This window comes from Variovorax sp. IB41, from assembly GCF_016405905.1.
In the GTDB taxonomy this organism is placed as follows: domain Bacteria; phylum Pseudomonadota; class Gammaproteobacteria; order Burkholderiales; family Burkholderiaceae_C; genus Variovorax.
In genome coordinates this window covers 48,585-73,460 of the sequence record NZ_JAEFCB010000027.1, presented here as the reverse complement: position 1 = coordinate 73,460, position 24,876 = coordinate 48,585, and the positions used below count along the sequence as shown (strand labels likewise).

Genomic DNA, 24,876 nt, shown 5'->3' with positions numbered 1-24,876 from the left:
CTTGATGTCGTCGGCCTGCTTCTTCGCGGCGTCCGGCACCATCGGGCCGTAGGCGGACATCTTCACGTAGCCTTCCTTCAGGCCGCCGCGCAGGAAGTTGGGATGCGGCTTGCCGGTTTGCGCGGCTTCGATGGCGGTCTTGTACGCGGTGAGCCAGTTCCACTCGGCGCCGGTGAGGTACGCGTTCGGCGCGAGTTTGGCCTGGCTCGCGTGGTAGCCGCAGACCATCTTGCCGCGCTTGGCCGCGGTCTCCACCACCACCTTCGGACCATCGACGTGCATGGTGAACACGTCGCAGCCCTGGTCGGCCAGGCTGTTGGTGGCCTCGGCCTCCTTCACGGCCATCGACCAGTCGCCGGTGAAGATCACGCTGCAGGTGATGTTCGGCTTGACCGAGCGCGCCCCGAGCGTGAAGGCGTTGATGTTGCGCAGCACCTGCGGGATCGGCTTGGCGGCGACGAAGGCGATCTTGTTGCTCTTGGTCATGTGCGCGGCGATCACGCCGTTCAGGAACTGGCACTCGTCGATGTAGCCGAAGAAGCTGCCCGCGTTCTTGGGGTGCTTGCCTTCGGTCCAGAGGCCGCCGCAGTGCGAGAAGCGCACGTCGGGGTACTTGGGCGCGACGGCCAGGATGTGCGGATCGAAGTAGCCGAACGAGGTGGGGAACAGAAGCTTGGCGCCGTCCTGCGAGATCATGCCGGCCATGGTCTTTTGCACCGCGGCGGTCTCGGGCACGTTCTCTTCCTCGACCACCTTGATGCCGGGCAGCTTCTTGATTTCGGCGGCCGCCATGGCGTGCGCCTGGTTGTAGCCGTAGTCGTCGCGCGCGCCGACGTAGATCACGCCGACGGTGAGCGGCTTGGCCTGCGCGCTGGCCAGGGCGCTCCAGCCGCCGAGGGTGCCGGCGGCGCCGAGCGCGGCCAGGGACTTGAGGGAATCGCGACGATTGAATGGACTGGTCATGGCGTTCTTTCGGAAGAGTTGAAGGAGGTGCAAAAAATGTGCCGTGCGCGATGTGCCGCGTTCAGGCCGGCATGCTCACGTGGGCGGCGACGACGCGCCAACCCTCGGCCGTGCGTAGCCACGTCTGGCTCTGGCGGCCGACTTCGCGGCTGCCTTCGCGCCGGAACTCGACGTTCGCCGTCGCGAAGTCGCGGCCGTAGGTGGTGATGACCGTGCGCAGCAACTCGCGCGGCGGGCTCTGCACAGGCAGCGACGCGCGGAAGGCGCTGATATCGGCGTGGCCGTAGTGGTTCTCCGAGAAGCCGTAGCGCAGCGTGTGCGGGCTGTTCCAGAACAGCGCGTCGAGCACGTCTCGCTGGTTCGTCACCAGCGCTTCTTCGTAGCGCGCGAACACGGCGCTGACCTCGGCATGCACCTCGGGCAGGTTGATCTCCGGCGTCATCGGCGCACCTCGCGCTGGAAGATGTCCAGGCTCAGCTTCTTCGTCGCGACGAAGCTCTCGGTGCTCAGCGTCTCGATGGTGCGCGGGCGCGCGTCGCCGTAGCGCAGGATCTCGGCCACCTTGGTCGGGCGCTTGGTCAGCAGCAGCACCTCGTCGGCGAGGTACACGGCCTCTTCGAGGTCGTGCGACACCAGCAGCATCGTGGTGCCAGTCTGCATGAACACCTCCTGCAGCTTCTCGCGGATGAAGAGCGTCATCTCGAAGTCGAGCGCGGAGAACGGTTCATCCAGGAACAGCACCTCGGGGTTGGGCGCGAGCGCCCGCATGATCGATGCGGTCTGCTGCTGGCCGCCCGAGAGTTCGTAGGGAAAGCGCTTGAGGTCGAACTTCACGTCGAACGACGCCACCAGTTCTTCCATGCGCCGGTCCACCTCGGCCTTGCTGCGCCCTTCGAGCTTGAGCGGATAGGCGATGTTGTCGATGGTGCGCATCCACGGGAACATCGCCTCGCGGTAGTTCTGGAACACGTAGCCGATCTTGGTGTCCTTGCGCTGCTTGCCGTCGAAGAGGATCTCGCCCGCATCGATGGGCACCAGCCCCGCGATCATGTTGATGAGCGTGGACTTGCCGCAGCCGTTGGGCCCGAACACCGAGACGATGGCGCGCTTGGGAATGTCGAGGTCGAAGTTCTCGTACAGCGGCCAGCCCGCGAAGTATTTCGTGAGGCCCCGGATGGTGATGTGCGTGCCGGCCGGGCCGGGCTTGAAGACCGGCTTGGGCACGTCGGCGTACACCGGGCCGTTGACGACGATGTCGGGGGTGACTTTCATCGTCCGCTCCAGTGCACGATGCGGCGCTCGGCGACGAGGAAAAGGATGTTGAGCGCGTAGCCCAGCGCGCCGGCAGCCAGGATCGCCGCGTACATGCTCTTGACGTTGAGCACCTGCTGCGCATCGATGATGCGGTGGCCCAGGCCCGTGTCGGAGCCGATGAACATCTCGGCCACGATGACGATCACCAGCGCCATCGACACCGCCGAGCGCAGGCCGACGAAGCTGGGCTGCAGGCTCTCCCAGATCAGCACGTCCTTGAAGACCTGCCAGCGCGAGGCGCCCATGACCTTGGCTGCCATCACGCGTTGCTTCCTCGCATTGATGACGCCGTAGGCGCTGTTGAACACCACGATGAGGAGCGCACCGAACGCCGCGATGGCGATCTTGTTCACATCGCTCACGCCGAAGATCAGCAGGAACAGCGGAATGAGCGCGGACGACGGCGTCGAGCGGAAGAAGTCGATCAGGAACTCGACGCTGCGGTACGCCTTCTCGTTACTCCCGAGCAGCACGCCCAGCGGCACGCCGACCACCGCCGCGATGAGAAAGGCCTGCAGCGTGCGCCACACCGTCATCGCGAAGTCGGTGAGCAGCGGCCCGCCCGCCAGGCCCGTGATCAGCGCGGCGATGGTGTCGGCCGGCGTGGGCAAGAGGATGGGCTTGATGAAGCCCAGGCGCACCACCAGGTCCCACGCGATGAACAGCACCACGGGGCCGATGAAAGGCAGCAGGCGCTCGCGCAGCGGCGCCTTCGGCGGGGCGGCGTTGAGGCTGGCCGGCGGTGTCCACGGCGCGGCCGTGGTCGTGCTTGCGTCGGCCATGGTCATGCCTTGTAGAGAAGGCCGTCCACCAGCACCTTCTTCTCGAAGATGCCCTTCTCGGTGAACAGGTCGTAGAACTTCTGGAAGTACGCGACGTCGCTCGGCTTGAACTCGTTGTAGCGCATGTACGAGGCGAGCGGCACCTCGGCCGTGAGCTTGCCTTCGATGGCGGTGTAGCCCTTCATGTGCTGGCGCGCATCGTCGGGCTTGGTGCGCACCAGCTCCACGCCGCGCGCATACGCCGCGATGTATTTCTTCGCGACCTCGGGGTTCTTCTTGATGAACTCGGTGGTGAGGCTGGCCGCGCCGCCGTGCCACGGCGCCATCGGGTCGCCCAGGATGTATTTGGCGACCACGCCCGCCTCGATGACGCGCGTGGCGCCGTTCATGCGGCCGACGGTGCCGGTCGGCTCCAGCGTGTAGCAGGCATCGACCTGGCCCGCGACCAGCGCGGCCACATGCTGGCCGATGGGCAACTCGCTCACGACAGCGCCCTTGGCGCCGGCGCGCTCCAGCATGGTCTTGCAAAGCGTGACGTTCTGGATGCCGGGGCCCGAGGCGATCTTCTTGCCGGCGAGCTCGGCCATGGTCTTGACGGGGCTGTCCTTGGCGACGATGAATTCGTCGAGCACGAACTTGGCGTTGCTCGGGTTGGTGCAGAAGATCTTGAAGAGGCCGGGCTGCGCGATCTCGCCGATCGCGAGGTTGGCCGAGCCCGTGCCGTTGGCGCTGCCGTCGCAACGGCCCGCGAGCATCGCCTCCATCACCTGCTGCGCGCCGGCGAACTTGAGCGGCTCCATCTCGAGCCCCGCCTCCTTGAAGTACCCGCGGTCCACCGCCGCGAAGAACGGCAGGCCGGCCGCCACAGGCCAGAAGCCGATGCGCAGCTTGGGCGCGGCCTGCGCGCGCACGATGGCCGGCGCGGCCAGGACGGCCAGGCCCGCCGCGCCGATGCCGGCCTGCAGCAACTGCCGGCGCGATGCGGAAGATTTTTCGAGGATGCTCATCGGGACTCCTGGATCGGTCGGTCAGTTGGAAGAAACGGTTGTGGCGCGGCTCGCGACGTAGGCACGCCAGCCGCCGTGGTGGGTCACGTCCTGCGCGTCGGCCAGCGCGTGGCCCTCGCAGATGAAGCCGTTGACCCAGCTGCCGTCGGCCAGTTCGACGCTGCCAAGGCCGAGCGGCGGCGGGATCAATGCGAGGAAGCTGCCGACCTGCGCGATCGGCATGGCCCATATCTCGAGCACGATGGCGCCGCCGCCTTGTGCGCTGCGCTGCAGGCCGGGCTTGGGCGGCGTGGTGCCGGGGAGCGCGAAGAGGCGGTAGGCGGGCGATGTGGTGGTGGCACGCAGCAGCGTGGCGCCGCGCTCGGTGAGCTGGCCGTTGAGCGGCATGCCCGAGAGGTGCGCGCCGACCACCGCGATGGGCAACGTCTGCGGCGCCGGTGCCGCAAGGCCCGGCACGGGGCGCGGCGCGGGCAGCGGCTGGCCGGTCGCGCCCTGCGCAAGACCGGTCGCGTGGTGGTAGCGCTGGCCCAGGTCGGCCAGCGCGAGATCGCTGCCGCTCGGGGCGATCAGCGTGATGCCGAACGGCAGGCCGTCCGCGCGCAGGCTGCTGGGCACCGAGAGCGCCGCGTAGTCGAGCAGGTTGACGAAGTTGGTGTACGCGCCGAGGTTGCGGTTGAGCGCGATGGGGTCGGCGCGCATCTGCTCGCGCGTGTAGTGCGTGGGCGCGGTGGGCACGAGCAGCACGTCGATGTCGCGCCACATCGGCTCGACCTGTTGCGCGATGGCGCGCAGGCGCGTCTGCGCTTCGAAGACGTCGGCGGCCACGTAGTTCTTTCCGCTCGCGAGGATGCTGCGCACCGGCTCGATCACCTCGTCGGCATGCGCGTCGAAGAATTCGCGCACCGCGGCGTAGCGCTCGGCGACGAGGGCGCTTTCATAGAGCAGCGCGGCCGCTTCGGCGAGCGGCGCGTAGGGAATGGTGACGGCCGTGCCGCCCATCGCGACGAGCTTCGCCTGCGCATCGCGGAAGGCTTCTTCGGCCGCGGCGTCGCCGAAGAAGCTCAACGTGTCGGGCACGCCGAAGCAGAAGCGCGCAGGCAGCGGGCGGCGGCGCATGGCGATATCGCGCGAATACGGATCGCGCGGGTCGTGGCCGGCGGCAGCGAGCATCACGTCGACGGCCAGCGCGACGGTGCGCGCGAAGATGGACACGCAATCCGCGCTCTGCGCTGCCGGCACCACGCCGAAGGTGCTGAGCAACCCGCGCGAGGGCTTCAGGCCGACGATGTTGTTGAGCCCCGCGGGCACGCGGCCCGAGCCGGCGGTGTCGGTGCCGAGGGCGAAATCGACCTCGCCCGCGGCCACCACATAGGCCGAGCCGGAACTGGAGCCGCCGGAGACATAGCGCGCATCGAACGCATTGGGCACTTCGCCATACGGCGAGCGCGTGCCGTTCAGGCCGCAGGCGAACTGGTCCAGGTTGGTCTTGCCGGCCAGCGATGCACCGGCTTCGAGCAGCCGCTGCACCACGGCTGCGTGTGCCGTGGGCCGGCGGTCGAAGGCCGGGCAGGCGGCGGTGGTGGGCACGCCGGCCACGTCGATGTTGTCCTTGACCGCGAAGCGCAGGCCGGCGAGCGGCAGGGTCACGCCCGGGGTGTCGGCGGATTGCGCGCCGGCCACAGGCGCCGCGAATTTCGCGATCCAGGCAGCGGCGGTCAGCGGGTTGGGGTCATGCACCATCATCAGGCATCCAAACTTGTGTACAAGTCGAGATGCAAGCAATGTGCCAGCCGGCGGCGCCCCCAGGCGCTGCCGGTCAGTGCATGTCAGTCAGAAAGCGGATCAGCTCCGCTTGGCGTTGCGGTAAAGGCTTTCGACCTTGGGAATGTTCGCCTCGAGCTTGGCGATGCGGTCGGTCCCGCTCGGGTGGGTCGAGAGGAAGCTCAGCCCGCCCTGGTTCTTCGAGGCGGTCGCCATCTTGTTCCACAGCGACACCGAGGCCTTCGGGTCGTAGCCCGCGCGTGCCGCGAGTTCGAGCCCCACGAGGTCGGCCTCGGTCTCGTCGCCGCGGCTGAACTTGAGCGTGATGAGCTGCGTGCCGGCACGCGCCGCGAGATCGCCCACTTGCCCGAGGCCCAGCAACTGCGCGCCGATGGACAGCGCCGCGCCGGTGCCCGCGCTCTTGGCCATGCGGGCGCGCGCGTGTTCGCGCAGCGCGTGGGCCATCTCGTGGCCCATCACCATCGCGACCTCGTCGTCGCTCAGCTTGAGCTGCTCCAGGATGCCGGTGAAGAAGGCGATCTTGCCGCCGGGCATGCAGAAGGCGTTGATCTGCTTGCTGCCGATCAGGTTGACCTCCCACTTCCATTCGCGCGCCCGCGTGTTCCAGGGCGTGGCGAAGGGAATGAGCCGCTGCGCGATGGCGCGCAGGCGCTGCAGTTGCGCGTTGTTGTCGCCGGCCAGCGCGTTCTTGGCGCGGGCCTGTGCGAGCAGCTGGCCGTATTGCTGGACGCCGGCCGCCTCGATCTTGTCCGCCGGCACCAGGTTGCGCGCCACCGAGGCGTTGCCGACGTTGACCTGCGAAAGCGCCGGCCGGCTGAATGCCACGCCGGCCGCGATCAACAGGAAGGCCCTGCGCACCTGCCAGGGCGAGGCAATGGAAGTGGCGGAAATGGGGCGTTCGCAGCGTGTGCACATGGGGGCGGATCATAGGAACAAATGAAGACAAACGGGCCGGCTGATTCCCGCGGCGGCTCATGGACAATCCGGGGTTCATGTCCGCCCCGCCGCTCGAAACCCCCACCGCCCCTTCACCGCCCTGGCGCGACGTCCTGAAGGTCTACCTCGAGCCGGCCACGCTGCGCATGCTGGCGCTGGGCTTCTCGGCGGGGCTGCCGCTGCTGCTGGTGCTGGGCACCCTGAGTTTTCGCCTGCGCGAAGCGGGCGTGGACCGCACCACCATCGGCTACCTGAGCTGGGTGGGCCTGGCCTACGGTTTCAAGTGGGTCTGGGCGCCGCTGGTCGACCGGCTGCCGCTGCCGCCGCTGACCACGCTGCTCGGGCGGCGCCGCGGCTGGCTGCTGCTGGCCCAGTGCATGGTGATCGCGGGCCTCGTCGGCATGGCGCTGAACGATCCGCGCCAGGGGCTCACGCCGCTGGTCTGGTGCGCGCTGCTGGCGGCCTTCGGCTCGGCCACGCAGGACATCGCGCTGGATGCTTTCCGCATCGAATCGGCCGAGACGCGCAAGCAGGCCGCGCTCGCCGCCGCCTACCAGACGGGCTACCGCCTGGCCATGATCTGGGCCGGCGCCGGCGTGCTGTGGGTCGCGGCCTGGGCCGAGGTGGCGCCCGCCATGGCCGCAGGCGCAGCGAGCGGTGCCGCCGCCTACCAGAACGGCGCCTGGAAAACGGCCTACCTGGTGATGGCCGCCTCCATGGGCGTGGGCGTGCTCACGGTGCTGCTGTCGGCCGAGCCCGCGCCGAACGAGGGCCGGCATTCCGCCGCGGAAATCGCCGCCAGCCGGGCACTGTTCGCGGCCACTGGCGTGCCGGTGTACGGCGTGCTGATGTTCATCGGCACCTTCTTCTTCGTGGCCCTGTTCCGGCTGCGGCCGGCGGACACCGGGCTCCTCTTCTTCCTGGGCGCGGTGTTCCTTCCGGTGCTGGCGCTCTACGTGCTGCTGATGCTGTGGGCCGCCCGCAAGGGGCTGCGCGTGCCCGCCCCGCCGCAGCTGGTGCCCTTCGCAGCCTGGATCGACAAGGCCTTCTTCGACCCCTTCGCCGACTTCATCCGCCGCTACAAGTGGCAGGCCGCGCTGATCCTGGCGCTGATCGCCATCTACCGCATCAGCGACGTGGTGATGGGCATCATGGCCAATCCGTTCTACGTGGACATGGGCTTCACCAAGGACGAGGTGGCCACGGTCAGCAAGATCTACGGCGTGGTCATGACGCTGGCCGGCGCCTTCGTGGGCGGCGTGCTGTCGATGCGCCTGGGCGTGATGCGCGTGCTGATGCTGGGCGCGGTGCTCAGCGCGGCGAGCAACCTGCTGTTCGCCTGGCTGGCCTCGCGCGGCCACGACCTGACGGCACTCATCGCGGTGGTCTCGGCCGACAACCTGGCCGGCGGCATCGCCTCGGCGGCCTTCATCGCCTACCTGTCGAGCCTCACCAACATCAGCTACTCGGCCACGCAGTACGCCCTGTTCAGCTCGCTGATGCTGCTGCTGCCCAAGTTCATTGCCGGCTACTCGGGTGCTTTCGTCGATGCCTACGGCTACAGCCAGTTCTTCACCAGCACCGCGCTGCTGGGGGTGCCCGTGCTGCTGCTGGTGGCGCTGGCCTCGCGGCTCACGACGACGGCGAGCACGAGCACGAGCACGAGCACGAGCACGAGCACGACCACAGGCGCCGCCGACCGTCAATAGGGCCCGGGCCCTAGGCTGCATCTATGGGAAACAGCCGACGCTGAGGCGCGCGCACTGCTGGTAGGCTGCGTGACATTCATTGCGTGAAAATTACGCCTGTCGTCACACCGACGTTCTTTCGCTTGCCCCGCCAGCCCCAAGATTCATCGTGCTCTCCCGTATTTCCCCCCTACAGATCAGTGCCTACACGGCCACCTCGGCCGTCGGCGTCGGCAAGGCGCCGCTGGCCGAAGCGCTCGAACATTCGCGCAGCGGCCTGCGCGCCAACGATTTCGGCGATGCGCCGCTGCCCACCTGGATCGGCCGCGTCGATGGCCTGGAAGACATCCGCCTGCCCGAGGCGTTGGCCTCGTGGGACTGCCGCAACAACCGGCTGGCCTGGCTGGGCCTGCAGGCCGACGGCTTCATCGAGGCGGTGGCCGCGGCGCGCGAGAAGTACGGCGCCTCGCGCGTCGCGCTGATCCTGGGCACCTCCACCTCCAGCATCGGCGAGACCGAGCTGGCCTACACGCAGCTGGACGCGGGCGGCATGTTCCCGCAGGACCAGCGCCGCGCCGAAGTGCACACGCCCCATTCGCTGGCGATGTTCGTGCAGCAGGTGCTGGGGCTGGAAGGCCCGAGCGAGACGATCTCGACCGCTTGCTCCTCGAGCGCCAAGGTGTTCGCCTCGGCCGAGCGACTGATCCGCCTGGGCCTGGCCGATGCGGCCGTGGTGGGCGGGGCGGACACGCTCTGCGGCAGCGTGCTGTTCGGCTTCAACTCGCTGGAGCTGGTGTCCAAGGAGCCCTGCCGCCCGTTCGATGCCGGCCGCAACGGCATCAGCCTGGGCGAGGCGGCGGGCTTCGCGCTGGTCGAGCGCGTGCAGACCGGCGTGGGCCCGGCTGCGTCGCCGCTGCGCCTCCTGGGCTACGGCGAGGCGAGCGACGCGCACCACATGTCGACGCCGCACCCCGAGGGCCTGGGCGCCGAGCGAGCGCTCGACGAGGCGCTGGCCCGCGCGGGCCTCGCGCCCGAGGCCATCGACTACATCAACATGCACGGCACCGCGAGCCAGAAGAACGACGAGGTCGAAGGCGCGCTGGTGGCGCGCCGCTTCCCGGCCTCCACGCATGCCAGCTCGACCAAGGGCTTCATGGGCCACACGCTGGGCGCCGCGGGCATCGTCGAGGCGGTGATCAGCCTGCTGGCGATCGAGCGCGGCCTGAAGCCCGGCACGGTCAACACGCGCGCGATCGACGAAGGGTTCGGTCCGCAGATCCGCCTGGAGCCCGCGCATGGCGAGGTGCGCTACGCGCTCTCCAACTCCTTCGGCTTCGGCGGCAACAACTGCTCGCTGGTGTTCGGCAAGGCGGACGCGGCATGAGCGCCGCCGCAACGCCCCCCACCCTCTACATCGAAGGCCCCGCCTTCTGGACGCCGACGCTCCCCGGCTGGGACGCCGCCCGCGCCGCCTTCCGCGGCGAAGGCACGCTCGCCGACCCGCCGGCCAAGCGCCCGTCGCCGCAAGTGCTGGCCCCCGCCGAGCGCCGCCGCGCGCCCGACACCGTGGCGCTGGCGCTCGAGGTGGCCGCCGCCGCCATGACCGCCTCGGGCCGCAATGCGGCCGACGTGCCCTGCGTGTTCATCTCGGCGCACGGGGACCTCTCGATCAACGACTACATGTGCAGCACGCTCGCGACCGACCCCACGGTGCTGTCGCCCACGCGCTTTCACAACTCGGTGCACAACGCCGCCGTGGGCTATTGGACCATCGGCACGGGCTGCATGGCGGCCAGCAATTCGGTCTCGGCCTTCGAGTACAGCTTTGCGACCGGCCTGCTCGAGGCGGCCGTGCAGTGCGCGGCCGACCAGAGCCCGGTGCTGCTGGTGGGCTACGACACGCCCACGGTCGGCCCGCTGACCTCGGTGACCGACAGCCGCGGGCTGTTTGCGGTGGCGATGGTGATCGCGCCGGAACGCAGCGAGCGCACCGTGGCGGCGCTGGAGTGGTCGCTGGCCGGTAACCCTGGTGACCCTGGTAACGCCGGTGATGCGGTCTCCACCTACACGCCGCCGCGCTCGGAGGCTGCAAAGTCGCTCTCGGGCATCAACCCGATGGCGCAGGCGCTCGGCCTGTTCGAGGCGCTCGCGCACCTGAACGACGGCGCGGGCCCGCCGGTCGAGTTGCAGCTCTCGCCCACCCTGTCATTGCGGCTGCAACTGCGGCCGCCCCCCTAAAGCCCCAGGGCCTTCAAGGACCGACACACCATGACCGACGCTGCGCAGGATTCTTTCGACGCAGTGATCATGGGAGGCGGTCTGGCCGGGCTCACGCTGGCCATCCAGCTGCGCCAGCGCTTCGGCGACCTGAAGGTGCTGGTGCTGGAGCGCCGCACGCACCCGGTGCCGCACGCGGCCCACAAGGTGGGCGAGTCGTCGGTGGAGATAGGCGCGCATTACTTCGACACGGTGCTGGGCCTGAAGGCCCACATGGACGAGGCGCAGCTGCGCAAGTTCGGCTTTCGCTTCTTCTTCAGCGAGGGCCGCAGCGACATCGACAACGTCACCGAGATCGGCGCGAGCCGCTACCTCTCGGTGCCCAGCTACCAGATCGACCGCGGCATCTTCGAGAACTTCCTGGCCGAAGAGGCCGCCCGCTGCGGCGTGCGCTTCGTCGACGGCGCGCTGGTGCGGCGCATCGACCTGGCTGCCGACGCCGGGACACCGCACCGCATCGAATGGACCCGCGGCGAGGAGACTCACGCCACAGAGGCGCGCTGGCTCATCGACGCCTGCGGCCGCGTCGGCATGCTCAAGCGCAAGCTCGGCCTCGTGGAGCCCAACGCGCACGACGTCAACGCGGTGTGGTTCCGCATTGGCGAGCGCATCGCGGTGGACGACTGGAGCGACAACGTCGAGTGGCGCGAGCGCTGCGACCCGCAGGCGCGCTGGCTCTCGACCAACCACTTCGTGGGCGCCGGCTACTGGGCGTGGCTGATTCCGCTGGCCTCGGGCTCGCACTCGGTGGGCATCGTGGCCGACCCGAAGCTGCATCCGCTGGACACCATCGACACCTTCGAGAAGGCGATGGCGTGGTTCGCCACCTACCAGCCGCGGCTTTTCGAGGCGCTGGACGGCAAGCGCCACCTGCTGCAGGACTTCGCGTTCCTCAAGCACTTCTCGCACGGCTGCAAGCAGGTGTTCTCGGGCGAGCGCTGGGCGATGACGGGCGAGGCCGGGCTCTTTCTCGACCCCTTCTATTCGCCCGGCAGCGACTTCATCGCGATCGCCAACACCTACATCACCGACCTCGTCGCGCAGGACCGCGCGGGCCGGCCGCTTGAAGCGCGCGCCCAGCTCTACGACCAGATCTACCACTCGTTCTACGAGAGCACGCTCGCCCTCTACCAGGACCAGTACCCGCTCTTCGGCGACCCCGAGGTGCTGCCGGTGAAGGTGATCTGGGACTACGCCTACTACTGGGGCGTGCTCGCGCAGATCTTCTTCCAGCGGCGCCTGACCGACCTGCCGGCGCTCGGCGCCCTGAAAGACGAGCTGCAGCACTGCCAGCGGCTGAACGTCGCGGTGCAGCGGCTGATGCGCGACTGGTCGGCCTCGAGCGACAAGCGCAACCCGGCCGTGATGCTCGACCAGGCCGCGATGCCGTGGTTCGCCGAACTCAATCGCAGCCTGAAGGACACGCTGGACGATGCCGGCTTCAAGGCCCGCATCCGGGCGTCCACGGCCATGCTGCGGCAGCTGGCCGCCGAAATCCTGGCCCGGGCGCGCGCCGCCGATCCGGCCGTGGAAGCCGGCGCCCTGTGCGCGCTCCTCGAAGAGAATCTCCGGGTACCGCCCGCGGCAACAGTCCGCGGCGCTATGCTTTTCGCAGCACCTCCGGTTGACACGCACGCCTGAGGTTTACCCAACTTTACGGAGCGTTCAAGCCCGCTTGCTCCCTGTGGACGACCATGAAGCGCATGAGCACCCCCCAACTCCTGATGATCGAAGACGACGCCCGCCTGGCGCAGATGGTGGGCGAGTACCTGACGCAGTCGGGTTTCGCCTTCAACCACGCCGGTGACGGCGCAAGCGGCCTGGAGCAGCTGCAGCAGCACGCCCCCGACCTCGTGATCCTGGACCTGATGCTGCCCGACACCGACGGCCTGGAAGTCTGCCGCCGCATCCGCGCCCTGCCCGGCCCCATCTCCAAGGTGTCGGTGCTGATGCTCACCGCCAAGGGCGATCCGATGGACCGCATCATCGGCCTGGAGATCGGCGCCGACGACTACCTGCCCAAGCCCTTCGAGCCGCGCGAGCTGCTGGCGCGCATCCGCGCGGTGCTGCGCCGGCGCAGCGAGAACGCCACCGAGAGCGAAGCTTCCACCGTGATGCGCTTCGGCACGCTGGAGATCGACCGCAACGCGCGCACCGTGTCGGTGGCCGGCGCGCTGGCGGACCTGACCTCCTACCAGTTCGACCTCCTGGTCGCGATGGCCGAGCGCGCGGGCCGCGTGCTCACGCGCGACCAGATCATGGAGGCCGTGCGCGGCCGCGAGCTGGAGGCCTTCGACCGCTCGATCGACGTGCACATGGGCCGCATCCGCGCGGCCATCGAGGTGGACGCGAAGAACCCCAAGCGCATCCTCACCGTGCGCGGCGTGGGCTACGTCTTCGCCAAGCAGCAGGACTGAGCGCGCGATGCTGCGCAGCCTCTATTCCCGCCACCTCTACGTGCGCATCTGGCTCGCGGTGGTGGGCGGCGTGGTCATCCTCACGCTGATGGCCAACTGGATCGTGCGCGAGGCCGCCGAGGCCGAGCGCGAGCGCCTGGCGCCGGTGCCGCGCAACGTGGTCGTGCTCGATGCGCAGGACAAAACGATCGGCTCGGGCACCGCGTTGCGCGTGCCGGGCCAGGGCCTCGAATTCGACGTGACGCTCAGCGACGGCAAGGCCATCACGCTGCGCGTGGCGCCGCGCGAGCGCCCCACCGGCAGCGGCGGCTTCGCGCCGTGGCGCACGCCCTTCGGCCTGGGCTGGATGATCGCGCTGGTGGGCGTGGCGGTGGCACTGGGCGTCTACCCGATCGTGCGGCGCATCACGCAGCGGCTGGAATCGCTGCAGCGCGGCGTGCAGCGATGGGGCGAGGGCGATCTCTCGGTGCGAGTGACCGAAGAAGGGCAGGACGAAGTGACCGATCTCTCCAAACGATTCAACGCGTCGGCCGAACGCATCGAACAGCTGGTGCGCTCGCACAAGTCGCTGCTGGCCAACGCATCGCACGAACTGCGCTCGCCGCTCACCCGCATCCGGATGGGGCTGGAGCTGATGGGCGAGCGACCGAGCCCCAAGGCGCGAGAAGAAATCTCGCGCAACATCGGCGAGCTCGACCAGCTGATCGACGAGATCCTGCTCGCAAGCCGGCTGGACGCCAGCGAAGCCGACATGGGCACCGTCGAGGCGGTCGACCTGACGGGCCTGGCCGCCGAGGAGTGCTCACAGGTGAACGCCGAGCTCGACCTGGCCGAAGGCACCGACAACGCGACGCTCACCGTGCCCGGCGTCTCGCGCCTCCTGCGCCGCGCGATCCGCAACCTGCTGGAAAACGCCCGCCGCTACGGCGCCGGCGAGATCAGCGTCGAACTCGGTAGCGCCAACGGCTTCGCCACCGTGCGCGTGAACGACCGCGGCCCGGGCGTGCCGCCGGCCCTGCGCGAACGCATCTTCGAGCCCTTCTACCGGCTGCCCGGCGCGAGCGAGCGCAACGGCGGCGTGGGCCTGGGGCTCGCGCTGGTGAAGTCGATCGCCGAGCGGCACGGCGGCACGGTACGCTGCGAAGACGCGCCGCAAGGCGGGGCGAGCTTCGTGATCCGCCTGCCGGTCGCGGCTCCCGCTCACTGACTGCGCCGCGACGGCGCTCCGGGGAAAGTCAGGTAGGGGTGGCAGCCCCAACCTAAAATCCCGGCCCTATGCAGAGATCGCACATCGTTCGGCCCGCGGCCATGTTCTGGGGGCTGGTGGTGTTCATGCCGGTCGGCGTCACCTACCTGTCGGCCATCCTGTTGATGCTGACGATGGGGGTCGCCGGCGGCTACGGCGAACGCTTCGCGCGCCTGCGCGCCAACCCGCTGTGGTGGCCGGTGGTGGCCTACCTGGCCTGGACGCTCCTCGTGCTGGCCTTCGGGCGGCACTATCCCGAGACCGGCTCCAACCTCTTCCATGGCCTTCGCATCGGCCTCACGATCCTCATGGCGATGGCGCTCACGCGCGAAGAGGCGATCTGGGCGCTGCGCGGCTTCCTGCTGATCGCGGCGCTGAACATCCTGCTGATCGTCCTGCATTACGCCATCGGCTTTCCGGTCTGGTCGCCGCTGCGCGCGGTGGTGATGGAGGTGGGCAACAAGTCGATCAGCAACGCGCTGCTGTTCAGCGTGGTGGCCGCCACGGCCGCCGTGTGGGGCCTGGCGCAAATCGTCGCGCACAAGCCGCTGCGCGCCGTTGCGGCCTTCACGCTGGTGCTCGGGCTGGGCTTCGTGGTCGCGCTGCCGCTGACCTCGCGCACCTCGGTGCTCGCGCTGCTTCTGGTCATTCCAGTGGTGTGCATCCACAAGTGGCGCAGCCACCTGAAGATGCTTGTGAGCGCGCTGGTGCTCGGAGCCGTGGTCACGGGTGCTGCGCTTTACCAGTTGCCGCAGCTGCAGCACAAGGTCGAGACCGGCGTGCAGGAACTCGAGGAGGCGCAGGCCGGCGCGGTCTTCAAGGGCAGCTGGGTCATCCGCTACTACATGTACCGCGACACCGGCCGCATGATCGCCGACCGGCCGCTCACCGGCTGGGGCATTGGCGGCTGGACCGACCAGTGGCACAAGCGCGGCCCGGCCATGTTCGCGGAGTCGAACATGCCGCACAACGACTTCCTCTGGGTGGGCGCGCAGGGCGGGTTGCCCGCGCTGCTGAGCCTGCTCGTGATCATGGTGGCCGCCGTGTGGCAGGCCTGGAAGCGCCCCGACATCGCGGGCCGCTATGCCTTGGCCGCGACGCTGATAGCGCTGATCGCCTCGAGCGTGAACTCGGCGATGCGCGATGCGCAGATCGGCCTGGCGCTGCTCTGGATCGCGATGGTGTACCTGCGGCTCGCGCAGGAAACGCACGACCCCGCGCCCTGGCGCGACCTGTGGCCGTGGCAACGGCCGGACCTGAACCCGAACCCCACGGCATGACAACCATGCGACGCCTCCTCGCCTCCCTTCTCCTGGCCTGCGCTTTCGGCGCGCACGCGGCGCCGGCCGTCGTTCAGGGCCTCGTGCACGGCTCGGGCCCGGAAGCGCAGCGCTTTCCGTGGGTGCGCACCGACGACGCCAAGGTCACCGATCGCATCAACCAGTTCCTGTTCATCGACACCTTCGAGGCCATGGCACCGGCGCGCGCGGCGGAGGGCCTGCGCGGCGTCGATGCGCAGAACTGGCAGCGCATGCCGAACCTGGGCTACGCGGTGCTGCGCAACGACGCCCGCGTGCTGTCGCTGCGCCTGGAAGGCGAAGGCTGCGGCGCGTACTGCGAGAGCTTCACCGCCGGGCACGCGTTCGACGTGGCGACGGGCGCCATCTCTCGCCGGGCGACCTGTTCACGGCCGAGGGCCTTGCCGACATCGCGCGCAAGGTCCATGCGAACAACGCCTCAAGGTTGCGCAAGGAGATCGCCGCGCTCGGGAGCAAGGCGCGCAGCAAGGACGAGGAGCGCGAGGACAAGATCGAGCTCTACACCGAGTGCCTGACCTCGCGCCAGGACCCGGCCTACCAGAAGATCGAGCGCATGGGCCGCATGGAGATCGATGCGAAGGGCGTGCTGTTCACGCAGGGCCGTTGCAGCAACCACGCGATGCGCGCGCTGGACGACCTGGACGTCTTCAGCACCCGCTTCACGCCCGAGCAGCTCGGGCCGTCGCTCACCCCCTACGGCCGCGCGCTGCTGCTGGGCGAAGGCGCGGCGCCCGCGCCGGCATCGCCATTCGACCAGGTGCTGCACGGCACCATCGACGCGCGCCTGCCAGTCACCCTGCGGCTGGAGCCGCTGCGCAGCGACGGCTCCGCCGCCACCACGTATTTCTACGACCGCTACCGCCAATCGATCTCGGTGTTCGGCAAGTACCGCGACGGCGTGCTGCTGCTGGAGGAATCCAGCGACACGCGCCTGCGGCTCACGCCCGATGGCGCGGGCCTGCGCGGCGAATGGATCAGCGGGCAGAAGAAATTGCCGCTGGTGCTGGCGCCCTGAGCCATAGCACCGCGATGGCCGCGACTTTGCGACCATCGCGCACCGCGCGCGCCTACTCGAAGCGGAAGGTCTGCTTGCGCTTTGCGGCCACCTTCACGCGCTTGACGCTCCATTCCGACGCGGTGACCGTGCCGCTGTCGCCCAGCACCAGGATCGGGCCCCTGTAGCTCGCCCCGCAGACCGCGGGCGCCGAGCCCGGCAGGCCGGTGGTGCCGACGCAGGCCGCATCGGCCGCGGCATTGCGCGGCATGCCGCCGTCGCCGGTGATGCCGTCGACGATGCAGGCATCGGGATACGCGGTGTAGTCGAAGCCCGCGAGCGTCTCGTTGCCGCTGTACGTCGGGTTGACCGCCACCGTGCCCACCGGCGTGCCTGCCGAGATGCGCCAGCCCGGCGTGGCGGGCGTGATGGCGATGGACTTGAACTCGGTGGTCGAGATCGCGGTCGAGTTCTGGATGAAGTTGTAGAAGGTGTCGAAGATCAGGATGCGCCGGCGCGCGCGCACCTGGTCCAGCGTGGCGTTGGCCGCGAGCGGCGTGGCGTCGCAGTGCAGGTCCACTGTCATGTTCAGGTACGCGTACGGCAAGTTGATACCGATGCCCGAGGCGTTGCCCTTGAGCTCGAGCTCGATCTGCTGGAGGTCCTTGACCTTCACGCCCGCCAGGCCCGGCATCTGCAGGACGGCCTTGTTGCCGGTGCCGCCGCCCACGTAGGCGCCGCCCGGGTTGCCGCCGGCGTCGAGCTTCATCGACAGCACGCCCGCGGTGCTGCTCAGGTGCGCCTTGTTGAGCTGCGGCTGGGCCGCGAGCTCGGCGCTCGTGAGCGTGCGCGTGATCGGCAGGTCGAAGCCGTCGTCCTCACCCGCTGCCAGCAGCGCGGCGACGATGCCGTCCAGCGTGGTGTCGCCGTCGGCCAGCGACAGCGCCAGGTGTTCGAGCAGGTCGTCGTACGCATCGCCCGCGCTGGCCGTGAATTGCGCGGTGAACGGGTTCGACGCGAACGCGCCGTAGCCCGACTCGGCCAGCAACGCGACGATGTCGGCCTGGGCCGCTTCCAGTTTCGCGGCCAGCGCCGCGAGTGCGGCGGCATCGGCCGTCTCGATGCTGCCGGGCGCCGCGCCGGCGGCGCGCGCGAGGATCAGCTCGGTCAGCGGCGTGATGTTCACGTAGCCGGCCACGCGCAACAGCGAATGCAGTTTCTGGCCGGCGGGCAGCGAGCCGCCCGAGACCGTGGCCACGCACGGGAACACCGGTGCATCGAGCTTCGCCGACCACGTGCCGCCGGCGGCCGTGGTGGCCGAGGCGCCCACGCCGTTCGCGCAGCGCAGCGACACGAGGCTGCCGGCCGCCGGCGCGCCGGTGGCGGCGGTGCCCGAGACCGCAACGTTCGTATCGGCGGGGGGCGGGGCGACGCCCGAGGGAATGAACGGAAAACCGCCGCCGCCTCCTCCTCCACCGCCGCCGCAACCTGAAAGAGCGAGCACGAGCGCGCTCACGGCAAAACTACCCAAAGATTTCTTCATCGCAAATCGACTCCTATCTGGTCTGAACGCCAGTGGGTCGATGCTAGAAATGGCGCCTGTCTCGCACCATCACCGATACCGGTAGTAATGGCGCGCCGGCGCGGTGCTCAGCCCTTGCGCCGGGCCTCGGCCGCCGCGTGCTGCTTGCCGGCAAAGCCGACGAAGAACCAGATCACCAGCGCGTGCAGCACGCCGACGAAAAGCAGCACCAGCAGGGCCGGCCCCAGCGACAGGCCCGATGCGCCGGCGAAAAGGCCGATCGCCACCGTCACGACTGCCTGCATCGCCATGTCGATGGCGAGCATGCCGATGACGGCGCGCTGCTTTTCCTCGCGCGTGAAGTAGCGGCCATTCTTCTTGGCGAAGTCCATGCACACCCAGGTCACGGCGGCCAGCAGGGCGGCCACGTTGCCGCCCGTGCTGGAACTGGCGCCCGCGAGGTTCAGCGCGACGCCCACGACGATCAGCAGCACCAGGTAAGCCGCGGCAAAGCGCCACAGCAGGCCGCGAAGCGTCACGTCAGGTCAGTGGCGTGCAGAGACCGCTTCGCCGGCCTTCAGCCGGTACAGCGTGCCGCAGTACGGGCACTTGGCCTCGCCGGTGCGCGCCACGTCCAGGTAGACCTTGGGATGGTTGTTCCAGAGCTGCATGTCCGCCTTGGGGCTGGGGCAGAACACGCCGCCCTGGTGGTTGAGTTCCTTGGCCAGGAGTTCGACGACTGCATTGGTAGACATGGGATTCAGACTTTCGTGAGCCAGTGGGCGTACTTGGGATTCTTGCCGTTCACGATGTCGAAGAAGGCAGACTGGATCTTCTCGGTGATCGGGCCGCGCGAGCCGCCGTCGCCACGGTTGCCGATCTCGATGCGGTCGAGTTCGCGGATGGGCGTCACTTCGGCGGCCGTGCCGGTGAAGAAGGCCTCGTCCGAGATGTAGACCTCGTCGCGCGTGATGCGCTTCTGCACGAGCTCGATGCCGAGGTCCTTGCAGATGTGCAGGATCGTGTTGCGCGTGATGCCGTTCAGGGCGCCGGCCGAGAGATCGGGCGTGTAGACCACGCCGCCCTTGACCACGAAGATGTTCTCGCCCGCGCCTTCCGAGACGAAACCGCTCGCGTCGAGCAGCAGCGCCTCGTCGTAGCCGTCGTCCAGCGCTTCCATGTTGGCCAGGATCGAGTTCGTGTAGTTGCTCACCGACTTGGCCTGCGTCATCGTGATGTTGACGTGGTGGCGGGTGTAGCTGGAGGTCTTCACGCGGATGCCGCGGCGCATGCCTTCTTCGCCGAGGTAGGCGCCCCAGGACCAGGCCGCGACCATCGCGTGGATCTTGTTGCCCTTGGGGCTCACGCCGAGCTTTTCGGAGCCGATCCAGATGAGGGGACGCAGGTAGCAGCTCTCCAGCTTGTTCTCGCGAACGACCTGCTTCTGGGCTTCGTTCAGTTGCTCCTGCGAGAAGGGGATCTTCATGCGCAGGATCTTGGCGCTGTTGAACAGGCGCTCGGTGTGCTCGGCCAGGCGGAAGATGGACGTGCCGCCGTCGGCCGTCTTGTAGGCGCGCACGCCCTCGAAGGCGCCGCAGCCGTAGTGCAGCGTGTGGCTCAGCACGTGGATCTTGGCGTCGCGCCAGTCCACGAGTTCGCCGTCCATCCAGATCTTGCCGTCACGGTCGTCCAGCGAGGGGGGGATCGAGCTCATTTCCTGATTCCTTTGGGAGCGGTGTGGGGGTGCGACCGGGGGCAGTCGCAAAAGCTTTCGATTTTACGGCGGCGCCCGGAACGGGGTGCCCGACAATGGCCGGTTGTGCAAACCAGTGGAAAAAGGGTTTCCGTGTCCGTATTCAAGAACGTCATCGTCTATCGCATCGAACCTGCCTGGTCCCAAACGTTGGCCGAGGCGGAAGAGGGGCTGGGCAAGCACCGCTTCGAGCCCTGCGGCCCCTCGCAGGAAAAGTCCGCCGGCTGGGCCGAGCCCCGCGGCGAAGCCGGCGGCCCGCTGGTCGAATCCATCGACGGCCAGTGGCTCGTCGAATACATGATCGAGAGCAAGCAGGTCCCCGGCTCCGTGGTGCGCAGGAAGCTGGACGAGCGCTGCGCGCAGATCGAGGCCACCACCGGCCGCAAGCCCGGCAAGAAGGAAAAGAAGGAGCTCAAGGAAGACATCACCCTGGAGCTGCTGCCGATGGCCTTCACCCGCAGCGCGCGCGTGGCCGTGTGGATCGACAAGGCCGAGAACCGCCTGGTGATCAACAGCGGCAACGCCTCGCGCGCCGACGAAGTGGTCACCAGCCTGGTGAAGTCGCTCGACGGCTTTGCGGTGGCGCTCATCAACACGCAGATCGAGCCGGCCGCCGCCATGGCCAACTGGCTCTTGACGCAGGAGCCGCCGGCCGGCTTCACCATCGACCGCGAGTGCGAGCTCAAGGCCTCGGACGACTCGAAGGCCGTGGTGCGCTACGCCAAGCACCCGCTCGACATCGAGGAAGTGCAAAAGCACATCACCGACGGCAAGCGCCCCACGCGTCTGGCGCTCACCTGGGACGACCGCGTGTCGTTCGAGCTCACGCACGGCATGCTGATCCGCAAGATCGTGTTCCTCGAAGGCACGGGCGACGGCGCGGCCGGTGGCAAGAAGGAAGACAACTACGACGCCGACGTGGCGATCGCCACCGGCGAGCTCGGCCAACTCGTGCCGGCGCTGCTCGATGCGCTGGGGGGCGAAGCGGCGTTCGGCGCGGCACCGGCGGACGAAGCGCCGAAGCCCGCAGCCAAAGCGGCCGCACCCACCACCTCCACCCCGGCCGATGCCGCCGAGGAAGAGGAAGACGCGCCGTTCTGACCGACGGCGATCAGGCGCTCAGGCGACCAGGTAGGTCTGCGCCAGGCGCACCCAGCACGCCGCGCCCAGCGGCAGCACCTGGTCGTTGAAGTCGTAGCCGGGGTTGTGCACCATGCATCCGCCGAATTCGCCCTCCCCGTTGCCGAGCAGCACATAGCAGCCCGGCAATTCGGCGAGCATCCAGGCGAAGTCCTCGCTGCCCGCGAAGCCCTTGGGCGCCTCGGTGACGACGTGCTCCGCGCCCACGAGTTCTGTGCAGACTTGCTCCATCAACCGGCACTCGGCCGCGGTGTTGACCACCGGCGGCACGAGCTGGCGGTAGTCGATTTCCGCCTCCACCCCGTGGGCCTGCGCCGTGAGGCTCACGATCTTGCGGATACGCTGCTCGACCGCCGCGCGCGTCTCGGGCCGCGCGGCCCGCACATTGAGGCCGAGCGCCACCGACTGCGGAATCACGTTGTGCGTGGCCCCGCCGCGGATGAAACCGACCGACACCACGGCCGTGTCGCCCGGCGTCACGTTGCGCGCCACCACGGTCTGCAGCGCTGTCACCACCGCGGCGGCGGCCGGCACCGGATCGCGCGAGAGGTGCGGCATGGCGCCATGCCCGCCGACCCCTTTGATCGTGACGTCGGCCACATCCGAAGACAGCGTGACCGGCCCCTCGATCACCAGGAAGCTGCCGACCGGCACGCCCGGCGCGTTGTGCAGCGCGTAGACCGCATCGCAGGGAAAGCGCTCGAAGAGGCCGTCCTCGATCATCGCGCGCGCGCCGCAGAGGTTTTCTTCGTCGGGCTGGAAGATCAGGTTCAGCGTGCCGTCGAAATCGCGGCGCGCGGCCAGCGCCTTGGCCGCCGCGAGCAGGATGGCGGTGTGGCCGTCGTGGCCGCAGGCGTGCATGCGGCCGTGGGTCTTGCTCGCGTACGGCAGGCCGGTGGCCTCGACGACAGGGAGCGCATCCATGTCCGCGCGAATACCCAGCCGCCGCGTGCCGTTGCCGACCTTCATCTGCGCCACGATACCGGTCTTGCCGATGCCCGTGTGCACCTCGTAGCCCCATTCGCGCAGCAGGTTCGCGACCAGTCCGGCGGTCGCGCCCACCTCGAAGCCGAGCTCCGGGTTGGCATGGATCTGGCGGCGGATGTCGACGAAGGCCTGGGTGTCGACGTCGGCCTGCGGCAGCAATCGGGACAGGAGCCGGGTGGTCTGGAGACTGAGTTCGCGTGTCATGGAAGAAGCGTCCGTTTTTTTAACGAGTGGAAGATCGGCTTTGCGTTCGCGTGTCAGGCCGCCTTGCGCTCACGCAGGCTCAGCAGCGCGCCCAGGCTCAGCATGCCGCAGGCCATCATGTAGAACGCCGGCGACAGCGGGTTGCCCGTCTTCGCGAGCAGCCAGGTCACGATGAACTGCGAGGACCCGCCGAAGATGGTCACGCCCACGCTGTAGATCACCGAGATGCCGCTCGCGCGCACGCTGGGCGGCAGCATCTCCAGCAGCATCAGGAACATGGGCGTGGTGCCGATGTTCACGCTCGCGGTCAACAGCGCCGAGAGGGCCAGCACCAGGGGCACGCTGGGGTAGTGGCTGATGAGCCAGAACACCGGCACCACCGCGACCACGCTGAACAGCAGCGAACCGACCACCAGCGGCTTGCGGTTCGGAAGCCGGTCGGCCAGGCGCCCCGCCGCGAGCGACACCACGAAGAGCGTGATGCCCGTGACACAGCCCGACAGCAGCGAGAGCGACGGCGGCATGTGCAGCACGCGGATCATATAGGTGGGCATGAAGAACACCACCAGGTACATCGTGGCCGTGCCCGCGGTGGTGGCCAGGATGCCCTTGAGCACCGTGCCGCCATGGGCGCGCAGCAGGCGCACCACGGGACTGGATTCTTCGTGCCCCGCGACGTGCGTCTCGTCCAGCCTGGCGCGGATGTAGAGGCCGACCGGCGCGATCAGCAGGCCGAGCAGGAACGGCAGGCGCCAGCCCCAGCTCTCCAGTGAAGCCTGGGGCAGCGCGGCATAGAGCGCCGCACCCGTGAGTGCGCCCAGCAGCGCCGAGATGCCCTGGCTCGCGAGCTGCCAGCTCACGCGAAAGCCGCGGCCCTTCACGCCGCCGGCCTCCATCAGCATGGACGTGGCCGCGCCCACCTCGCCGCCCAGCGAGAAGCCCTGCAGCAGCCGGCCGGCCACGATCATCAGCGAGCCGAACACGCCGGCCGACGCATAGGTGGGCGCGAACGCGATGCACAGCGTGCCCAGCACCATGAGGCCGATGGTCAGGGTCATCGCGGCCTTGCGGCCCTTGCGGTCGGCGTAGTTGCCGATGATGACGCCGCCCAGCGGACGCATCACAAAGCCGATGCCGAAGGTGGCCACGGCCAGCAGCAGCGAGCCGTAGGCGCTGTCGGAGGGGAAGAACAGCTTGCCGATCAGGAGCGCAAAGAAGCTGTAGACCGTGAAGTCGTACATCTCCAGCGCATTGCCCAGCGAGCACGCCGCGATCAAGCGGAACTGGCCCTGCGGTGCCTTCGCCCTGGCGCCGGCCTCGGCATGGGAAGCGCTGGAAGAAGAACCCCGTATCGGGCTTGCAGGCAAGGTGGCTTCGCTCATCTAATCTCTCCAAGACTGGTTTGCACAGGAGCCCGGCAGGGCCCTTTGCGGCGCAGTATTCAGGCAAAGCGCAGCAGCGAAGAATCACAAATTTTCATGCCGATAACCAAACGGAATCCCCGACAGAAAGAGACCCGCGACGCCATCGGGGGAACCCCCCAGGCCGCGCTTTCGCGCCCTTTTTTCGAGAACGCGGCACCACGATGAAGCTGCAACAGTTGCGCGTCCTGCTGGCCGTGGCACAGCACGGCAGCATCCACGAGGCCTCGCGCAGCTTGCACACCACGCAGCCGGCGCTCTCCAAGACCATCTCGGAACTGGAGCGCGAACTGGGCGTGACGCTGATGTCGCGCTCCACGCGCGGCGTGAGCCTCACGGCCTACGGCGTGGCGCTGGTCAAGCGCGCGAGCCTGGTGGAGCAGGAACTGCGGCACGCGCTCGAGGACATCGAGGCGATCCGCGGGCACGACCAGGCGCAGCTCAATATCGGCTTCACCGCCGTCGCATCGAGCGGGCCACTGCCCGATGCGATCGCGTCGTTCCGCCCGCGCTTTCCCAATGTGGCCATGCGCTGCTTCGAATTGCGTCCGCAGCAGATCTTCGAGGGACTGCGCGAGGGGCGGCTGGACCTCGCGCTGATCTCCACCTGCAACGGGCCGGGCACCAACGCATTCCAATGGGAGCCGCTCTTCTCGGTGGCCATGCACCTGTCGGTGCGCGCGGGCCATCCGCTGCGGCGCGTGCGCAAGCTGCAGCCGCTGCTGGACGCCGACTGGCTGGTGCTCGACCCGATCGACGACGCGGGCAGCCCGCTGGTCAGCACGATGCAGATGCACGGCCTGGGGATGCCGCGGCGCATGGTGCAGAGCGCCTCGAACCTCCTGGGCCTGCAGCTGGCCACGCAGACCGACATGATCAGCATGTGGTCGGATTTCGTCTTTCACGGCGCGGGACCGCTGCGGCTGCAGCCCGGCCTGCTGGAGAAGCTGCCGATCACCGACGCGTTGCCGGACTTCGATGTGTTCCTGGTCTACCGCTCGGCCGACCTGATGACGCATGCCTGCGCGGAGTTCGCCAAGGAGGCGCGGCACCACGCGAAAGCGAATCCACCATGGCGCCAGCCGGGGCGCAAGGCGCGCGCGGGATGAAAAGCGAAGGACCGA

24 protein-coding genes are annotated in these 24,876 nt (G+C 68.7%); 11 read left to right on the top strand and 13 right to left on the bottom strand.

Annotated elements, in window-relative coordinates; all coding sequences use genetic code 11:
• From JC881_RS29805 to JC881_RS29775, 7 genes are all read right to left on the bottom strand, one after another.
• A partial coding sequence (locus JC881_RS29805; protein WP_198789397.1) for a BMP family ABC transporter substrate-binding protein occupies window positions 1-963 on the bottom strand: 963 nt, incomplete at its 3' end.
• A gap of 61 nt (window positions 964-1,024) precedes the next feature.
• Window positions 1,025-1,405 carry an oxalurate catabolism protein HpxZ gene (gene hpxZ, locus JC881_RS29800; RefSeq protein WP_198789396.1) on the bottom strand — a complete coding sequence of 127 codons (381 nt, stop codon included), beginning with the start codon at window positions 1,403-1,405 and terminating at the stop codon, window positions 1,025-1,027.
• Entirely contained in the window at window positions 1,402-2,235 is an 834-nt protein-coding gene (locus JC881_RS29795; RefSeq protein ID WP_198789395.1) for an ABC transporter ATP-binding protein, read from the bottom strand. Before JC881_RS29795 ends, hpxZ begins: the two co-directional genes overlap by 4 nt.
• On the bottom strand, window positions 2,232-3,059 hold the full coding sequence (locus tag JC881_RS29790) for an ABC transporter permease (protein WP_198789394.1): 828 nt from the start codon (window positions 3,057-3,059) through the stop codon (window positions 2,232-2,234). The genes JC881_RS29795 and JC881_RS29790 overlap by 4 nt, the downstream gene beginning before the upstream one ends.
• Before the next feature lie 2 nt (window positions 3,060-3,061).
• Window positions 3,062-4,066 carry an ABC transporter substrate-binding protein gene (locus JC881_RS29785; RefSeq protein WP_198789393.1) on the bottom strand — a complete coding sequence of 335 codons (1,005 nt, stop codon included), beginning with the start codon at window positions 4,064-4,066 and terminating at the stop codon, window positions 3,062-3,064.
• A gap of 21 nt (window positions 4,067-4,087) precedes the next feature.
• Entirely contained in the window at window positions 4,088-5,809 is a 1,722-nt protein-coding gene (gene atzF / locus JC881_RS29780) for an allophanate hydrolase (RefSeq protein WP_198789392.1), read from the bottom strand.
• 99 nt (window positions 5,810-5,908) lie between these two features.
• On the bottom strand, window positions 5,909-6,763 hold the full coding sequence (locus JC881_RS29775) for a M48 family metallopeptidase (RefSeq protein ID WP_198789391.1): 855 nt from the start codon (window positions 6,761-6,763) through the stop codon (window positions 5,909-5,911).
• Window positions 6,764-6,822: 59 nt separating this feature from the next.
• Between JC881_RS29775 and JC881_RS29770 the strand changes: the two genes are divergently transcribed.
• The 9 genes from JC881_RS29770 (at window position 6,823) to JC881_RS29730 (ending at window position 16,746) form a co-directional block, all read left to right on the top strand.
• Window positions 6,823-8,493, top strand: a complete 1,671-nt coding sequence (locus JC881_RS29770; RefSeq protein WP_198789390.1) for an AmpG family muropeptide MFS transporter — start codon at window positions 6,823-6,825, stop codon at window positions 8,491-8,493.
• Window positions 8,494-8,641: 148 nt separating this feature from the next.
• A complete protein-coding gene (locus JC881_RS29765; protein ID WP_198789389.1) occupies window positions 8,642-9,856 on the top strand; it encodes a beta-ketoacyl-[acyl-carrier-protein] synthase family protein in 1,215 nt (404 codons plus the stop codon).
• On the top strand, window positions 9,853-10,710 hold the full coding sequence (locus JC881_RS29760) for a beta-ketoacyl synthase chain length factor (RefSeq protein WP_198789388.1): 858 nt from the start codon (window positions 9,853-9,855) through the stop codon (window positions 10,708-10,710). The genes JC881_RS29765 and JC881_RS29760 overlap by 4 nt, the downstream gene beginning before the upstream one ends.
• A gap of 30 nt (window positions 10,711-10,740) precedes the next feature.
• Window positions 10,741-12,390 (top strand): NAD(P)/FAD-dependent oxidoreductase, encoded by a 1,650-nt coding sequence (locus JC881_RS29755; protein ID WP_198789387.1) that lies wholly within the window; start codon window positions 10,741-10,743, stop codon window positions 12,388-12,390.
• A gap of 53 nt (window positions 12,391-12,443) precedes the next feature.
• Complete coding sequence (locus tag JC881_RS29750) at window positions 12,444-13,166, top strand: response regulator transcription factor (RefSeq protein ID WP_013538733.1); 723 nt, start codon at window positions 12,444-12,446, stop codon at window positions 13,164-13,166.
• Between the two features lie 7 nt (window positions 13,167-13,173).
• Window positions 13,174-14,373 carry an ATP-binding protein gene (locus JC881_RS29745; protein ID WP_198789386.1) on the top strand — a complete coding sequence of 400 codons (1,200 nt, stop codon included), beginning with the start codon at window positions 13,174-13,176 and terminating at the stop codon, window positions 14,371-14,373.
• A gap of 68 nt (window positions 14,374-14,441) precedes the next feature.
• The gene (locus JC881_RS29740; RefSeq protein WP_233102114.1) at window positions 14,442-15,692 is read left to right on the top strand and encodes an O-antigen ligase family protein; all 1,251 of its coding nucleotides are present in this window, start codon (window positions 14,442-14,444) and stop codon (window positions 15,690-15,692) included.
• Between the two features lie 5 nt (window positions 15,693-15,697).
• Window positions 15,698-16,246 (top strand): hypothetical protein, encoded by a 549-nt coding sequence (locus tag JC881_RS29735; RefSeq protein ID WP_198789385.1) that lies wholly within the window; start codon window positions 15,698-15,700, stop codon window positions 16,244-16,246.
• A complete protein-coding gene (locus JC881_RS29730) occupies window positions 16,156-16,746 on the top strand; it encodes a hypothetical protein (RefSeq protein ID WP_198789384.1) in 591 nt (196 codons plus the stop codon). The genes JC881_RS29735 and JC881_RS29730 overlap by 91 nt, the downstream gene beginning before the upstream one ends.
• 52 nt (window positions 16,747-16,798) lie before the next feature.
• On the opposite strand, the gene JC881_RS29725 is transcribed toward JC881_RS29730, so the two are convergent.
• From JC881_RS29725 to JC881_RS29710, 4 genes are all read right to left on the bottom strand, one after another.
• Window positions 16,799-18,268 (bottom strand): hypothetical protein, encoded by a 1,470-nt coding sequence (locus JC881_RS29725; RefSeq protein ID WP_198789383.1) that lies wholly within the window; start codon window positions 18,266-18,268, stop codon window positions 16,799-16,801.
• Between the two features lie 107 nt (window positions 18,269-18,375).
• Window positions 18,376-18,786 carry an ABZJ_00895 family protein gene (locus JC881_RS29720; RefSeq protein WP_198789382.1) on the bottom strand — a complete coding sequence of 137 codons (411 nt, stop codon included), beginning with the start codon at window positions 18,784-18,786 and terminating at the stop codon, window positions 18,376-18,378.
• 6 nt (window positions 18,787-18,792) lie between these two features.
• Entirely contained in the window at window positions 18,793-19,002 is a 210-nt protein-coding gene (locus JC881_RS29715) for a zinc-finger domain-containing protein (protein WP_198789381.1), read from the bottom strand.
• Between the two features lie 5 nt (window positions 19,003-19,007).
• Window positions 19,008-19,961, bottom strand: a complete 954-nt coding sequence (locus JC881_RS29710) for a branched-chain amino acid transaminase (RefSeq protein ID WP_198789380.1) — start codon at window positions 19,959-19,961, stop codon at window positions 19,008-19,010.
• Between the two features lie 132 nt (window positions 19,962-20,093).
• Between JC881_RS29710 and JC881_RS29705 the strand changes: the two genes are divergently transcribed.
• Complete coding sequence (locus JC881_RS29705) at window positions 20,094-21,101, top strand: recombination-associated protein RdgC (RefSeq protein ID WP_198789379.1); 1,008 nt, start codon at window positions 20,094-20,096, stop codon at window positions 21,099-21,101.
• An 18-nt stretch (window positions 21,102-21,119) separates the two neighbouring features.
• Here the strand turns inward: JC881_RS29705 and JC881_RS29700 are convergent, their stop codons facing one another.
• Window positions 21,120-22,331: a M20 aminoacylase family protein gene (locus JC881_RS29700; RefSeq protein ID WP_198789378.1), complete on the bottom strand. Its 1,212-nt coding sequence runs from the start codon at window positions 22,329-22,331 to the stop codon at window positions 21,120-21,122.
• 53 nt (window positions 22,332-22,384) lie between these two features.
• Complete coding sequence (locus JC881_RS29695) at window positions 22,385-23,713, bottom strand: MFS transporter (RefSeq protein WP_198789377.1); 1,329 nt, start codon at window positions 23,711-23,713, stop codon at window positions 22,385-22,387.
• Between the two features lie 203 nt (window positions 23,714-23,916).
• On the opposite strand from JC881_RS29695, the gene JC881_RS29690 reads away from it, so the two are divergent.
• Window positions 23,917-24,861: a LysR family transcriptional regulator gene (locus tag JC881_RS29690; protein ID WP_198789376.1), complete on the top strand. Its 945-nt coding sequence runs from the start codon at window positions 23,917-23,919 to the stop codon at window positions 24,859-24,861.
• Window positions 24,862-24,876: the final 15 nt, after the last annotated feature.

Bases quoted from the DNA above. Each gene is read 5' to 3' on its own strand.
- JC881_RS29770 (WP_198789390.1), top strand. From the start codon at position 6,823: ATGGACAATCCGGGGTTCATGTCCGCCCCGCCGCTCGAAACCCCCACC.
- atzF (WP_198789392.1), bottom strand. From the start codon at position 5,809: ATGATGGTGCATGACCCCAACCCGCTGACCGCCGCTGCCTGGATCGCG.
- JC881_RS29700 (WP_198789378.1), bottom strand. From the start codon at position 22,331: ATGACACGCGAACTCAGTCTCCAGACCACCCGGCTCCTGTCCCGATTG.
- JC881_RS29735 (WP_198789385.1), top strand. From the start codon at position 15,698: ATGCGACGCCTCCTCGCCTCCCTTCTCCTGGCCTGCGCTTTCGGCGCG.
- JC881_RS29710 (WP_198789380.1), bottom strand. From the start codon at position 19,961: ATGAGCTCGATCCCCCCCTCGCTGGACGACCGTGACGGCAAGATCTGG.
- JC881_RS29750 (WP_013538733.1), top strand. From the start codon at position 12,444: ATGAAGCGCATGAGCACCCCCCAACTCCTGATGATCGAAGACGACGCC.
- JC881_RS29715 (WP_198789381.1), bottom strand. From the start codon at position 19,002: ATGTCTACCAATGCAGTCGTCGAACTCCTGGCCAAGGAACTCAACCAC.
- JC881_RS29795 (WP_198789395.1), bottom strand. From the start codon at position 2,235: ATGAAAGTCACCCCCGACATCGTCGTCAACGGCCCGGTGTACGCCGAC.
- JC881_RS29760 (WP_198789388.1), top strand. From the start codon at position 9,853: ATGAGCGCCGCCGCAACGCCCCCCACCCTCTACATCGAAGGCCCCGCC.
- JC881_RS29745 (WP_198789386.1), top strand. From the start codon at position 13,174: ATGCTGCGCAGCCTCTATTCCCGCCACCTCTACGTGCGCATCTGGCTC.
- JC881_RS29785 (WP_198789393.1), bottom strand. From the start codon at position 4,066: ATGAGCATCCTCGAAAAATCTTCCGCATCGCGCCGGCAGTTGCTGCAG.
- JC881_RS29755 (WP_198789387.1), top strand. From the start codon at position 10,741: ATGACCGACGCTGCGCAGGATTCTTTCGACGCAGTGATCATGGGAGGC.
- JC881_RS29725 (WP_198789383.1), bottom strand. From the start codon at position 18,268: ATGAAGAAATCTTTGGGTAGTTTTGCCGTGAGCGCGCTCGTGCTCGCT.
- JC881_RS29775 (WP_198789391.1), bottom strand. From the start codon at position 6,763: ATGTGCACACGCTGCGAACGCCCCATTTCCGCCACTTCCATTGCCTCG.
- JC881_RS29695 (WP_198789377.1), bottom strand. From the start codon at position 23,713: ATGAGCGAAGCCACCTTGCCTGCAAGCCCGATACGGGGTTCTTCTTCC.
- JC881_RS29740 (WP_233102114.1), top strand. From the start codon at position 14,442: ATGCAGAGATCGCACATCGTTCGGCCCGCGGCCATGTTCTGGGGGCTG.
- hpxZ (WP_198789396.1), bottom strand. From the start codon at position 1,405: ATGACGCCGGAGATCAACCTGCCCGAGGTGCATGCCGAGGTCAGCGCC.
- JC881_RS29790 (WP_198789394.1), bottom strand. From the start codon at position 3,059: ATGGCCGACGCAAGCACGACCACGGCCGCGCCGTGGACACCGCCGGCC.
- JC881_RS29690 (WP_198789376.1), top strand. From the start codon at position 23,917: ATGAAGCTGCAACAGTTGCGCGTCCTGCTGGCCGTGGCACAGCACGGC.